The organism is Enterobacter sp. FB, assembly GCF_000805795.1.
GTDB classification, from domain to species: domain Bacteria; phylum Pseudomonadota; class Gammaproteobacteria; order Enterobacterales; family Enterobacteriaceae; genus Enterobacter; species Enterobacter roggenkampii.
The window spans coordinates 1,791,825-1,805,375 of record NZ_JSZC01000013.1; the positions used below are offsets into that span (position 1 = coordinate 1,791,825).

General features: G+C 58.8%; 9 protein-coding genes. 3 read left to right on the forward strand and 6 right to left on the reverse strand.

Annotated features, from left to right (window positions below):
- The first annotated feature begins 56 nt into the window (after positions 1-56).
- On the forward strand, positions 57-953 hold the full coding sequence (locus PI91_RS15545) for a DMT family transporter (RefSeq protein WP_039266552.1): 897 nt from the start codon (positions 57-59) through the stop codon (positions 951-953).
- On the opposite strand, the gene narI is transcribed toward PI91_RS15545, so the two are convergent.
- The 5 genes from narI to PI91_RS15570 all read right to left on the reverse strand — a co-directional run bounded on the left by narI (position 950) and on the right by PI91_RS15570 (position 9,386).
- Positions 950-1,627, reverse strand: coding sequence for a respiratory nitrate reductase subunit gamma (gene narI, locus PI91_RS15550; RefSeq protein ID WP_021240339.1), 678 nt, complete (start codon positions 1,625-1,627; stop codon positions 950-952). The two genes, PI91_RS15545 and narI, sit on opposite strands and share 4 nt — an antisense overlap.
- On the reverse strand, positions 1,627-2,337 hold the full coding sequence (gene narJ / locus PI91_RS15555) for a nitrate reductase molybdenum cofactor assembly chaperone (protein ID WP_008503001.1): 711 nt from the start codon (positions 2,335-2,337) through the stop codon (positions 1,627-1,629). The genes narI and narJ overlap by 1 nt, the downstream gene beginning before the upstream one ends.
- Positions 2,334-3,869, reverse strand: coding sequence for a nitrate reductase subunit beta (gene narH, locus PI91_RS15560; RefSeq protein ID WP_021240341.1), 1,536 nt, complete (start codon positions 3,867-3,869; stop codon positions 2,334-2,336). Before narH ends, narJ begins: the two co-directional genes overlap by 4 nt.
- Complete coding sequence (locus PI91_RS15565; RefSeq protein ID WP_039266553.1) at positions 3,866-7,609, reverse strand: nitrate reductase subunit alpha; 3,744 nt, start codon at positions 7,607-7,609, stop codon at positions 3,866-3,868. Before PI91_RS15565 ends, narH begins: the two co-directional genes overlap by 4 nt.
- Positions 7,610-7,988: 379 nt before the next feature.
- Entirely contained in the window at positions 7,989-9,386 is a 1,398-nt protein-coding gene (locus PI91_RS15570; protein WP_032652255.1) for a NarK family nitrate/nitrite MFS transporter, read from the reverse strand.
- Between the two features lie 309 nt (positions 9,387-9,695).
- Between PI91_RS15570 and narX the strand changes: the two genes are divergently transcribed.
- Together narX and narL are read left to right on the forward strand one after the other, a co-directional pair.
- A complete protein-coding gene (narX, locus tag PI91_RS15575) occupies positions 9,696-11,492 on the forward strand; it encodes a nitrate/nitrite two-component system sensor histidine kinase NarX (RefSeq protein WP_023344355.1) in 1,797 nt (598 codons plus the stop codon).
- The gene (narL, locus tag PI91_RS15580) at positions 11,485-12,135 is read left to right on the forward strand and encodes a two-component system response regulator NarL (protein WP_008499531.1); all 651 of its coding nucleotides are present in this window, start codon (positions 11,485-11,487) and stop codon (positions 12,133-12,135) included. The genes narX and narL overlap by 8 nt, the downstream gene beginning before the upstream one ends.
- Positions 12,136-12,138: 3 nt before the next feature.
- Here narL and PI91_RS15585 read toward each other — a convergent pair whose 3' ends face one another.
- Positions 12,139-13,545: a YchO/YchP family invasin gene (locus PI91_RS15585; RefSeq protein WP_052232733.1), complete on the reverse strand. Its 1,407-nt coding sequence runs from the start codon at positions 13,543-13,545 to the stop codon at positions 12,139-12,141.
- Positions 13,546-13,551: the final 6 nt, after the last annotated feature.

The window sequence follows — 13,551 nt, forward strand, 5'->3', positions numbered from 1 at the left end:
CCTGTAAAACCCGACAGCGATTTTCGACAATAGCGTCATTAATCAGGAGGTGGATGATGCGTGATTTCCATAAAGGCGTCTGGCAAATGAGCCTCGCGATGTTAATTTCCGGCTCTATCGGCGCGTTTGTTTTGCTCTCCGGTCTGCCGGTGACGGAAGTGGTGTTCTGGCGCTGTCTTATCGGGGCTATGGCGCTTTTTATTTTTATCCGGGCAAGTCAAAAGCCCTTCAGCCCCCTCACCCGCACCACGCTGCTGCTGGCTATTCTCGGCGGCGTGGCGCTCGTGGTGAACTGGCTGCTGCTCTTCGCGGCCTATGAGCGCATCTCAATTGGTCTTTCAACTGTGGTCTATAACACCCAGCCTTTTATGCTGGTCTTGATGGGGATGTTTCTGGGCGAACGCGTCAGCCTGGTAAAATGGGGCTGGCTATTCCTCGCCTTTGGCGGCGTGGTGATCCTGCTCTCCAGCGAGCTGACCGGCGCGCATGGCAGCGAATGGCTCACCGGAATAGGTTTGGCCATGGCCGCGGCCTTCTTCTACGCGCTGACGGCAATCATTGCGCGCAAACTGAAAACAATCGCACCGCAGCATATTGCCTTTATCCAGGTGCTGACCGGCGTCGTGATGCTTTTGCCGTTTGCCAGCCTGCCGTCATTTTCCGGCGATTTCCCCTGGCCGATGCTGCTGACGCTCGGCATTGTCCATACCGGCATTATGTACCAGCTGCTCTACAGCGCAATTCAGAATCTGCCTACGCCCATCACCGGCTCCCTGTCGTTTATCTATCCGGTGGTGGCGATTGTTGTCGATAATCTGGTGTTCGGACACGCGCTTAACCTGACGCAGCTGGCGGGCGGCGCGCTGATCCTGTTTGCTGCCGCAGGCAACAACCTGGGCTGGGGTGAAAAAAAACCCCGCGAGCGCGGGGTTAGTATCAAAACGGCGAATTAGCGACGGGCGCGTACAATCTGGTATTTGCGCGTCAGGTACTCCACCGGCGCGCTCCAGATGTGGACCAGGCGGGAGAACGGGAACAGCACAAACAGCGTCATCCCCAGCACCAGGTGAACGCGGAAGATAAACGCCACGCCGTCCAGGTGCTCAGATGCTCCGCCGTGGAAGGTCACCACGGACTGCGCCCAGCCGACCAGCTTCATCATTTCGCTTCCGTCCATATGCTGCGCCGAGAACGGAATGGTCAGCAGACCCAGCGCGCACTGTACCATCAGCAGGGAGAGGATCAGGATATCCGCTGCGGTTGTGGTCGCACGCACGCGCGGGCTGAACAGACGACGCTTGAGCAGCAGCAGGCCGCCAACAAGGGTCATCACGCCGCAGGCACCGCCCGCGATCATCGCCATCTTCTGCTTCACCTCAATCGGCAGCCACGCTTCATACATCCAGTGCGGCGTCAGCATCCCGAGGAAGTGACCGGCAAAAATGCCCAGAATCCCGATGTGGAACAGGTTAGACGCGACGTGCATCCCCTTGCGGTCCAGCATCTGGCTGGAGGCGGCACGCCAGGTATACTGGCCATAATCGTAACGCAGCCAGCTTCCCACCAGGAACACGGTGCCCGCGATGTACGGGTAAATGTCAAAGAAGAACATATTCAGGAAGTGCATTAGTGCCGTCCTCCGTTAGAGATATTCAAATATTGCGGGGCAACCGCGCCGGCAAAACGGCGCTGGTGAGCAGCGATTTCAGACTCGCCGCAGTTCTGGTCAGCAAAGAATTTGACCTGCTCTTCTTCCCAGACCGCATCCAGCGCCTGTGGCGTATCGTCACGGGCCTCATCGGCGATTTTCTCCGCCACTTTTTCACTGTCGACAGAGGCGTTGGCGAGCTTCACCAGCAGATCGAACAGCACCGCGTAGCGGCTCTCACGCTGCTGAAGACGCGCGCCGAGCAGCGCCAGGATCGGCGCGATGTCCTGCAGACCGCCCAGCGCCTCTTCTTTTGGCAGCTGCGCCAGATATTCCAGATAGAGCGGCAGGTGATCCGGCAGCTCGCGGCTGTCGAGCTGCAGGCCGTGCTGCTCGTACTGTGCCATCAGGTCAACCATCGCCTGACCGCGGTCGCGGGATTCACCGTGAACGTGTTCGAACAGCAGCAGCGAGGTCGCACGCCCCCGATCAAACAGCTGACTGTAGTCCGCCTGCGCATCAAGAAGATCGCGCGCCAGCAGGTCACGGAGGAAAACGCCCAGCTTCTGGGCATCTTCTTTATCCAGGTTTTCAGATGCCGCAAGCGCATCAAAAAGTTCCTGCTGGTGCTGCGCCAGCGCAGCATCCGGGTACTCGAGCAGACGCGAAACAATGACGAGTTCAATCATGAGTGCGGCTCCGTTTTACTGGTCACATCCATGGCGTCGATGCGGCGGCTGTTGAACAGGTTGAATTTGCTGTCTGACCCGTGGCAGCCGTCGCCAAAGGTAAAGCCACAGCCGTTTTTCTCCGGGAAGGCCTCGCGGGCCAGCTCACGGTGGCTGCTCGGCACCACGAAACGGTCTTCGTAGTTGGCAATCGCCAGATAGCGGTACATTTCCTGCGCCTGCGCTTCGGTCAGACCGACCTCTTCCAGCGCGCGGGTGTCGGTTACGCCGTCCACGGTTTCGGCACGCTTGAAGTGGCGCATCGCCAGCATACGCTTCAGCGCCAGCAGTACGGGCTGGGTATCCCCTGCGGTCAGCAGGTTGGCCAGGTACTGAACCGGAATACGCAGGCTCTCCACGTCCGGCAGAATGCCGTTGCTGCCCAGCTCACCCGCGTCAGCGGCAGACTGAATCGGCGACAGCGGCGGCACGTACCAGACCATCGGCAGCGTGCGGTATTCCGGATGCAGCGGCAGGGCCAGCTTCCAGTCCATCGCCATTTTGTACACCGGAGACTGCTGCGCGGCGTCGATTACGCTCTGCGGAATGCCGTCCTTCAGCGCCTGCTCAATCACTTTCGGATCGTTCGGGTCGAGGAAGACATCCAGCTGACGCTGATACAGATCCTTCTCGTTCTCGGTGCTCGCGGCGTTTTCAATCGCGTCCGCGTCGTACAGCAGCACGCCGAGGTAGCGAATACGGCCTACGCAGCTCTCGGAGCAGACGGTCGGCATACCGGCTTCGATACGCGGGTAGCAGAAGATGCACTTCTCGGACTTACCGCTCTTCCAGTTGAAGTAGATCTTTTTGTACGGGCAGCCGGTGATGCACATGCGCCAGCCGCGGCACTTGTCCTGGTCGATCAGCACGATGCCGTCTTCTTCACGCTTGTAGATGGCGCCGCTCGGGCAGGTCGCCACGCACGCCGGGTTAAGGCAGTGCTCGCACAGGCGCGGCAGATACATCATGAAGGTATTTTCGAACTGGCCGTACATCGCCTTCTGCATGTTCTCAAAGTTCTGGTCTTTGGCGCGTTTTTCGAACTCGCCGCCCAGAATCTCTTCCCAGTTTGGACCGCTGGTAATTTTGTCCATGCGCTGACCGGTGATCAGCGAGCGGGGACGGGCGATCGGCTGGTGTTTACCTTCCGGCGCGTTGTGCAGATTCTGGTAGTCGTAGTCAAACGGCTCGTAGTAATCCTCGATGCCCGGCAGGTGCGGGTTAGCAAAGATTTTTCCCAGAAGCCAAGCGCGGTTACCCATGCGCGGCTGCAGCTTGCCGTTGATTTTGCGGATCCAGCCGCCCTTCCACTTCTCCTGGTTTTCCCAGTCGGTCGGGAAGCCGGTGCCCGGCTTGCTTTCCACGTTGTTGAACCAGGCGTATTCCATACCTTCGCGGCTGGTCCAGACGTTTTTACAGGTGACCGAGCAGGTATGGCAGCCGATGCATTTATCCAGATTCAGCACCATGCCGACTTGTGAACGAATTTTCATTTTACGCTCTCCTGTACCTGGTCATTACCTTCGCCGTCTAACCAGTTAATATTCTTCATCTTACGTACCACCACGAACTCATCGCGGTTCGATCCTACGGTGCCGTAGTAGTTAAAGCCGTAGGCCAGCTGCGCATAGCCACCGATCATGTGGGTCGGCTTCGGCGTAATGCGGGTCACGGAGTTGTGGATCCCGCCGCGCTGCTCGGTGATCTCTGACCCCGGCAGGTTCACGATACGTTCCTGCGCGTGGTACATCATGGTCATCCCGGCCGGTACGCGCTGGCTCACCACCGCACGCGCCGTCAGGGCACCGTTGCTGTTGAACACTTCGATCCAGTCGTTATCTTCAATACCCAGATCTTTGGCGTCCGCTTCGCTCATCCAGACAATCGGACCGCCGCGCGACAGGGTCAGCATCAGCAGGTTGTCGCTGTAGGTGGAGTGGATACCCCACTTCTGGTGCGGCGTCAGGAAGTTCAGCGCCTTCTCCGGGTTACCGTTGGATTTTGCGCCCATCACCGCTTTCACGGAGCGGGTGTCGATAGGCGGACGGTACACCAGCAGGCTTTCACCGAAGTCGCGCATCCACTGGTGATCCTGATACAGCGACTGGCGGCCGGACAGGGTGCGCCATGGGATCAGCTCGTGAACGTTGGTGTAGCCCGCGTTATAGGACACATGCTCGTCTTCCAGACCTGACCAGGTCGGGCTGGAGATAATCTTGCGCGGCTGGGCCTGAATATCGCGGAAGCGGATTTTCTCTTCCTCTTTATTCGTCGCCAGATGCGTATGGTCGCGACCGGTGAACGCGCTCAGCGCCGCCCAGGCCTTCACCGCTACGTGGCCGTTGGTTTCCGGTGCCAGGGTCAGGATCATCTCTGCCGCATCAATCGCCGTGTTCAGCATGGGCTGGCCTTTCGCCGGACCGTCCGCTTTGGTGTAGTTGAGCTTGCGCAGCAGGTCCATTTCGCTCTGGGTGTTCCAGGCGATCCCTTTCCCGCCGTTACCGATTTTCTCCATCAGCGGGCCGATAGAGGTAAAGCGCTCGTACGTTGCCGGGTAGTCACGTTCAACCGGAATGATGTGCGGTGCGGTCACGCCCGGGATCAGGTCGCATTCGCCTTTTTTCCAGTCCTTCACGTCCAGCGGCTGTGCCAGTTCGGCAGCGGAGTCGTGCTGGATGGGCAGCGTTACCACGTCGGTCTCTTTGCCAAGGTGCCCCACGCAGACTTCGGAGAAGGTCTTCGCGATGTCTTTGTAGATTTCCCAGTCGCTTTTTGATTCCCACGCCGGGTCAACGGCCGCAGACAGCGGATGAATAAACGGATGCATATCCGAGGTATTCATGTCGTCTTTTTCGTACCAGGTGGCGGTAGGCAGCACGATGTCGGAGTAAAGGCAGGTGCTGGACAGACGGAAGTCGAGGGTCACCACCAGATCCAGCTTGCCGTCGAGACCGTTGTCTTTCCACTCCACCTCTTCCGGCTTCACGCCGCCCTGCTTGCCGAGATCTTTCCCCTGGATACCGTTTTCGGTACCGAGCAGGTACTTCAGCATGTACTCGTGGCCTTTACCGGACGAGCCCAGCAGGTTGGAGCGCCAGATGAACAGGTTGCGCGGGTGGTTTTTACCGTTTTCCGGCTGTTCTGCCGCAAAGCGGATTGAGCCATCCTTCAGGGATTGCACGGTGTAATCCACCGGTGACATGCCCGCTTTCTTCGCCTCTTGTGCAATGCGCAGCGGGTTCGTGCCCAGCTGCGGCGCCGACGGCAGCCAGCCCATGCGCTCGGCGCGGACGTTGAAGTCAATCAGATGGCCGCTGTAGCGGGATTTATCCGCCATCGGCGACAGCAGCTCCTGTGCGGTGACCGTCTCGTAACGCCACTGGCTGGAGTGGTTATAGAAGTAGGAGGTGCTGTTCATGTGGCGTGCCGGACGCTGCCAGTCAAGGGCAAACGCCAGCGGCTGCCAGCCGGTCTGCGGACGCAGTTTTTCCTGACCCACGTAGTGCGCCCAGCCGCCGCCGCTCTGGCCGACGCAGCCGCAGAAGATCAGCATGTTGATCAGACCACGGTAGTTCATATCGAGGTGATACCAGTGGTTAAGACCCGCACCGACGATGATCATGGAACGACCGTGAGTCTTGTCGGCGTTTTCCGCAAACTCGCGGGCGATACGCACGATCTGCGCGCGCGGAACGCCGGTGATCTGCTCCGCCCATGCCGGGGTATAAGCCTTCACGTCGTCATAGCCGGTTGCGCAGTTTTCATCACCCAGACCGCGTTCCAGGCCGTAGTTCGCCATGGTCAGGTCATAGACGGTGGTGACCAGCGCGGTAGTCCCGTCGGCCAGCTGCAGGCGTTTCACCGGCAGCTTGTGCATCAGCACGTTTTTCAGCTCAACCTTGTTGAAGTGCTCGGAACCTTCGCCGCCAAAGTACGGGAAGCCCACCTCACCGATCTCGTCCTGGCTACCCAGCATGCTCAGACGCAGTTCCGTCTCTTCACCGGTCGTGCCGTTACGCTGCTCAAGGTTCCACTTGCCCTTCTCGCCCCAGCGGAAGCCGATAGAGCCGTTTGGCACCACCAGCTCGCCGTTGCTGTTATAGGCGACGGTTTTCCACTCAGGATTATTTTCCTGACCCAAGGCATCTACCAGATCGGCAGCGCGCAGCGTGCGGCCAGCGGCATAGTAACCGTCACGTTCTTCGAGCATCACCAGCATCGGCATATCGGTGTAGCGACGGACGTAGTCGGTGAAGTACTGGCTTGGTTTATCCAGGTGGAACTCGCGCAGCATGACGTGGCCCATTGCCATCGCCATCGCGGCATCGGTCCCCTGTTTCGGTGCCAGCCACAGATCGCACAGCTTGGCGATTTCGGCGTAGTCCGGGGTCACCGCCACGGTTTTGGTGCCTTTGTAACGCACCTCGGTAAAGAAGTGTGCGTCCGGCGTACGGGTCTGCGGCACGTTTGAGCCCCAGGCGATAATGTAGCTGGAGTTGTACCAGTCGGCGGACTCCGGCACGTCGGTCTGTTCGCCCCAGGTCTGTGGAGACGCCGGCGGCAGGTCGCAGTACCAGTCGTAGAAGCTCAGGCAGGTACCGCCGATTAAGGAGAGATAGCGCGCGCCGGAAGCGTAAGAGACCATCGACATCGCCGGGATTGGCGAGAAGCCTGCCACGCGGTCAGGACCGTAGGTTTTCACGGTGTAGACGTTGGAGGCGGCAATCAGCTCGTTCACCTCTTTCCAGGAAGAGCGAACGAAACCACCGCGACCGCGCGCCTGCTTGAAGCTTTTCGCTTTGTCGGCGTCCTCGATGATGGATGCCCACGCATCAACCGGATCGCTGTGCTGCACTTTCGCTTCACGCCACATTTTCATCAGGCGTTTACGCATCAGCGGATATTTGAGACGGTTGGCGCTGTAGAGATACCAGGAGTAGCTGGCGCCGCGCGGGCAGCCGCGCGGTTCATGGTTCGGCATATCCGGACGGGTGCGCGGGTAGTCGGTCTGCTGCATTTCCCACGTCACCAGACCGTTTTTAACGAAAATCTTCCAGCTACATGAGCCAGTGCAGTTTACGCCGTGGGTAGAACGGACGACTTTGTCATGCTGCCAGCGCTGGCGGTAACCGTCTTCCCAGTCCCGGTTGGTATCCAGAACCTGGCCGTGCCCATCGGCAAACGTTTCGCCCTTCTGCTTGAAGTAGCGAAACCGGTCCAAAAACTTGCTCATCGGGTATCTCCTGTATGGAGCCTGTGGCTCTCTAAATCGACATTGCTGATTTGCAGCGAAGGTAACGCCCTGAAAGAGAGGGAGAATTGATAACGATCAAGACGACGAGGGACTTTCAGGCGAGGGATTACACCGAATACCACCAAAGCGGTATCTTTATAAATTTCATATCTATATGAAATATAAAGTCATTTCAATTTCATCCTACAAAAGACCAGGCAAAATTTAACATCTCAGGTATTAAGGGGTAGAGCGCCCTGGAAAGCGATGGCGATCACAGTGTTGCCTGCGGATTTCCTGAGAAGAGCTTTCAGTATGTTGTAACTATTTTGACCCAAAAAAAACGCGGCCCGAAGGCCGCGTAAACGGATAATCACACTTACTTATTTTTTTTGGTATTACGGCCATATACCAGCCACGTAATCACAACGCAGGCGATATAGAAGATGAGGAAGACCTTCATTGCCCCCGCCGGAGAGCCGGTCAGATCCAGCGAGATGCCGAACGCTTTCGGAATAAAGAAGCCGCCAATTGCGCCAATCGCAGAGATAAAGCCCAGTGCTGCAGCTGTATCCGTTGCCGCTTCACGCATCGCCTGCTCTTCGCTTCCGCCCTGCGCCTTCACGCGGTCCATCGTCAGCTTACGGAAGATCACGGAGATCATCTGGAAGGTAGACGCACTCCCCAGCCCGGCCGTCAGGAACAGCACCATAAACACGCCGAAGAAGGCGATGAAGCTCCCGCCCTGTCCGTCAGCAGGCAGCGTCAGGAACAGCAGCGCACAGAAGACTGCCATCACGACGAAGTTAACCAGCGTCACGCGGGTCCCGCCCAGACGGTCGGAGATCATGCCCCCCAGCGAACGCGCCAGTGCGCCAATGAACGGACCGAAGAAGGCGAATTGCAGGATCTGCACGTCCGGGAACTGCGTTTTCGACAGCATCGCGAAGCCCGCCGAGAAGCCGATAAACGAACCGAAGGTCGCCAGATACAGCAGCGCCATCACCCAGAGGTGTCCACGCTTCAGCACCGGCAGCTGTTCGCTCAGCGACGCCTTCGACGCGGACAGGTCATTCATAAAGAACCAGGCTGCAAGGGTGAAGACCACGAGGAACGGCACCCAGATCCAGGCTGCGTTTTGCAGATAGAGGGAAGAACCATCCGCCTGCTCAACGCCACCGCCGCCAAAGGCTGCAAAAATGGAGACCGAGATCGCCAGGGGAGCGATCAGCTGCATCACGCTCACGCCCATATTGCCCAGACCGCCGTTAATCCCCAGCGCGCCGCCCTGCTTTGCTTTCGGGAAGAAGAAGCTGATGTTCGCCATGCTGGAGGCGAAGTTCGCCCCGGCAAAGCCGCACAGCAGGGAGATAATCACGAACACGCTGAACGGCGTGGAGGTATCCTGCACCGCGAAGCCGAGCCACACGCAAGGGACGATCATGATGCCCGTACTGAACGCCGTCCAGCGACGGCCGCCGAAAACCGGCACCATAAACGCGTAAGGGACGCGCAGCAGCGCGCCTGACAGCGACGGCAGCGCGGTCAGCATAAACAGCTGATCGGTTGTGAACGTAAACCCGACTTTGGGCAGGTTTACCGCCACCGCGCTAAACAACATCCAGACGCAAAACGCTAACAACAAGCACGGCACGGAAATCCACAGATTCCGGCTTGCTACACGATGGCCGCGCTGTTGCCAGAACGCCGGATCCTCTGGACGCCAGTCAGTAATAACGGCACCATTTTCCCTTTCGGGAGCGGATGAGTGACTCATAGACACCTCTGATTCTCGAATGATGCTGCAAACATTAGGGTTTTAGGGCGGCGGTAAGTTGATATAAATCAAAGGAAAAGTGGGAGGATTTGCGACGTAAAATAAGGCCTCACCCTTAGTGAGTAGGCTAATTCGGTAAAAAAGACGTGGTTTTTCACGGCACTGACGGTTCCCCGCAACGTCCACCTCTTCCCCCCTACTCCGTTGGCAATTTAGGGGTAATCCTTTATTGGTATGGGTATACTCCAGGGTATGCACCAGAATAGCGCCATTCCTGCAAGCAGGCCACGTCAGGAGCACGCCCACTCTATGTTAAAAAGATGCTTATCTCCGCTAACGCTCGTGAATCAGCTCGCCCTGATTGTTTTGCTGTCCACCGCCATCGGCGTGACCGGCATGGCGATCTCCGGCTGGCTGGTACAAGGGGTACAGGGTAATGCGCATGCCATCAACGAGGCAGGCTCGCTACGCATGCAGAGTTACCGTCTGCTGGCGGCGGTTCCGCTGACGCAGGACGATCGGCCTTTAATCGATGAAATGGAGCGCACGGCGTTCAGCCCCGAGCTGGAAAATGCCGCCATCCGTGCCGGTCAGCAATCCCAGTTGAAAGCCCTTCAGGGGTACTGGCACACCCAGCTGCAGCCGGGCCTGAAACAGGCGCGCAGTACAGAAGCCGTTGCCCAGGACGTGGCGGGGTTTGTCTCCCGCATTGACGCGCTGGTCTCCGCGTTCGACCAGACGACCGAATTACGCATCGACCGGGTGGTGATGGTGCACCGGGCCATGGCGCTGTTTATGGGACTGCTGCTGATCTTCACCATCGTCTGGCTCCGCGCGCGTCTGCTGAATCCCTGGAAACAGCTGCTGGCGATGGCCCGCGCGGTCACCGCACGCGATTTTACCCAGCGCACGCACATTAGCGGGCGCAACGAGATGGCCATGCTCGGCCAGGCACTCAATACCATGTCGGCAGAGCTCTCCGAGAGCTACGCGGTGCTGGAGCAGCGCGTACAGGAAAAAACGGCCGGGCTGGAGCAGAAAAACGAGATCCTCTCTTTCCTCTGGCAGGCCAACCGTCGCTTGCACATGCAGGTGCCGCTATGTGAGCGCCTCTCTCCGGTGCTGAACGGCCTGCAAACGCTGACCCTGCTGCGCGATCTGGAGCTGCGGGTCTACGATGTGGAAGACGAAGAGAACCACCAGGAATTTACCTGTCAGTCCGATATGTCCTGCGATGACAAAGGCTGTCATCTTTGCCCTCGCGGCCTGCCGCCGCTGACCTCCGGCGGCACGACCCTGAAGTGGCGCCTGACGGATAGCCACACTCAGTACGGCATTCTACTGGCCACCCTGCCAACCGGACGCCACCTGAGCCACGACCAGCAGCAGCTGGTGGATACGCTGGTTGAACAGCTGACGGCCACGCTGGCGCTCGACAGGCATCAGGAAAAACAGCAGCAGTTGATCGTCATGGAAGAGCGCGCGACCATCGCCCGCGAGCTGCACGACTCCATCGCCCAGTCGCTTTCCTGTATGAAAATGCAGGTGAGCTGCCTGCAGATGCAGGATGCGGAGATGCCCGACAGCAACAAGCAGCTGCTCAGCCAGATCCGCAACGAGCTGAACACCTCCTGGGTGCAGCTGCGCGAGCTGCTGACCACCTTCCGTCTGCAGCTGACCGAGCCGGGCCTGCGCCCGGCGCTGGAATCCAGCTGTCACGAATTTAGCGCCCGGCTGGGGTTCCCGGTGAAGCTGGATTACCAGCTGCCGCCGCGCTTTGTCCCCTCCCATCAGGCCATACATTTACTGCAGATCGCCCGCGAAGCGCTGAGCAACGTGCTTAAACACGCTGAAGCAACGGCGGTCACGGTCACCGTCAGCCAGCACGACAATCAGGTGAAACTGACGGTTCACGATAACGGCCGCGGCGTGCCGGAAAATGCCGAACGCACTAACCACTATGGTTTAATCATTATGCGAGACCGCGCCCAAAGCCTGCGCGGTGATTGCCAGGTTCGCCGGAGAGAGACGGGCGGCACGGAAGTTGTCGTCACCTTTATTCCCGAGAAACCGCTTACAACTGCTCAAGGAGATACCCATGACTAATCAGGAACCGGCATCCATCCTGTTGATCGACGACCATCCGATGCTGCGTACTGGCGTGAAACAGCTGGTCAGCATGGCGCCCGATATCACCGTGGTGGGCGAAGCCAGCAACGGCGAACAGGGCATTGAGCTTGCCGAATCCCTCGATCCCGATCTGATCCTGCTCGATCTGAATATGCCGGGCATGAACGGACTGGAGACCCTCGACAAGCTGCGGGAAAAATCGCTTTCCGGACGCATCGTCGTCTTTAGCGTGTCGAACCATGAAGAGGATGTGGTCACGGCGCTGAAGCGCGGGGCGGATGGCTATCTGCTGAAAGACATGGAGCCGGAAGATCTGCTTAAGGCGCTGCAGCAGGCGGCGGCGGGCGAGATGGTATTGAGCGAAGCCTTAACGCCGGTGCTGGCCGCCAGCCTGCGCGCTAACCGCGCCACCTCTGACCGTGACGTCAGCCAGCTCACGCCGCGCGAGCGCGACATTCTCAAGCTGATTGCCCAGGGCCTGCCGAACAAGATGATCGCTCGCCGCCTGGACATCACCGAAAGCACGGTCAAAGTGCACGTGAAGCATATGCTGAAGAAAATGAAGTTAAAATCTCGCGTTGAAGCCGCCGTGTGGGTGCATCAGGAACGCATTTTCTAAGGATTACTCCTCCGGCAGCAGCTTCCAGCGCGGGTCGTCATCAGGCAATGCGACCAGCGGCTGCACCACAGCAAGCGTGATCTCATTGGACGAGACGCGCTGGCCTTTCTCATCTTCTACCACCGCCGAGAGGTGCCAGCGGTTTGTCGCACCTTCCTGTTCATTCCAGGCAGGTATAATCACGCTCCAGCCGTCTGCGCTGTTACTTTTGGCCGGCGACGTCAGGCTCAATGCCTGCGTATCCCCCTGCCAGTGGATCTGACGGATGCCGTGCGTGCTGCGAACCTGCAGCTTCAGCATAACGGTCTCGCCCCCTTTCAGATCCCACGGCGGCGTGGCCAGCCAGACGGACAGCGTTTTACGCTGGCGGAACTCCATCACCGGCAGGCTAGTGCGCTCCGGTGAATCGTAGCGGCTGCCGCGCAGGGATCGCGTCGCGGCGACCTCATCGGCGGAAAGCTGCTTAGCCAGCGGCACGCCAAAGCGGTAGTTGAGCTTCAGCCCAAGGTTATTCTGGCTCTCGCCGCTTTCGCCCTGCTTGTGCCCGGCGGTCAACGTGACCAGCGGAACGGGGGTATAGTTAAGCCCCAGATTGACCGCAACCGGGTTGTGGTAACCGGTTCCACTGTTGAACAGGTCAACGTTATCGCCAAAGTACTGCTCAACGCTAACGCTGGTGTTCAGGTGATGAAACCACGGCAACCAGGCTTTAGCGGTCACGTCATATCCGCGCGCCATGCGCTGCTCCTGAACGTCAGATCGCGCGCGCCATCCGGCAAAGGGCTGATAGTAGTTCGCTGAGAGGCGCAGATTTTCCCCCCACGCTTCCGCTCCCAGCCCGGCACGCTGCAGGTTTTCATCCAGAAGATTATCGTAAAAGGTGTTGTAGCCCAGCAGCCATTTCCCGGCGACCCAGCGCTGACCGATTCCGGCGTTACTGACCAGGCCATCCGTCTGCTGCGTCAGGCCAAGCTGGCTCCAGCTGAGGTAACGGTTAGTATCATTCCACGGGATGAACCAGCTCCCGCTGCTGCCGTTAAATTTGCCGTCATTATCCACCAGCACGTTCACGCTGGCGTTTCCCCAGGGCGACAGCCAGGACTCAATCTGCTGGTTCACTTCCCCGCTTACCGCGTCGCGCACCTGACCAAAGGCAAACTGACGCGCCTGCTCGCCGGTCGTCAGCCCGTTGTCGGTCATGCTGGCTTCACCGAAGGCTTTCGCCATTTCGGCGAGGTGTTTCTCCCCTTCGCCCGTTGGCGCCGCCAGGCCGAGATCGGGCAGACTATCCCCATTATTATCAAAGGGGTGCTGCGCCTGATGCATAAAGGAATTCGGCGCACCGTGAACGGCTCCGACCGTAAGAAGGGGGAGTAAAAACAGCAAACGAATGCGGGACGATACAGCCATCAACGT

Bases quoted from the DNA above. Each gene is read 5' to 3' on its own strand.
- narL (WP_008499531.1), top strand. From the start codon at position 11,485: ATGACTAATCAGGAACCGGCATCCATCCTGTTGATCGACGACCATCCG.
- narX (WP_023344355.1), top strand. From the start codon at position 9,696: ATGTTAAAAAGATGCTTATCTCCGCTAACGCTCGTGAATCAGCTCGCC.
- PI91_RS15565 (WP_039266553.1), bottom strand. From the start codon at position 7,609: ATGAGCAAGTTTTTGGACCGGTTTCGCTACTTCAAGCAGAAGGGCGAA.
- narJ (WP_008503001.1), bottom strand. From the start codon at position 2,337: ATGATTGAACTCGTCATTGTTTCGCGTCTGCTCGAGTACCCGGATGCT.
- narH (WP_021240341.1), bottom strand. From the start codon at position 3,869: ATGAAAATTCGTTCACAAGTCGGCATGGTGCTGAATCTGGATAAATGC.
- narI (WP_021240339.1), bottom strand. From the start codon at position 1,627: ATGCACTTCCTGAATATGTTCTTCTTTGACATTTACCCGTACATCGCG.
- PI91_RS15585 (WP_052232733.1), bottom strand. From the start codon at position 13,545: ATGGCTGTATCGTCCCGCATTCGTTTGCTGTTTTTACTCCCCCTTCTT.
- PI91_RS15570 (WP_032652255.1), bottom strand. From the start codon at position 9,386: ATGAGTCACTCATCCGCTCCCGAAAGGGAAAATGGTGCCGTTATTACT.
- PI91_RS15545 (WP_039266552.1), top strand. From the start codon at position 57: ATGCGTGATTTCCATAAAGGCGTCTGGCAAATGAGCCTCGCGATGTTA.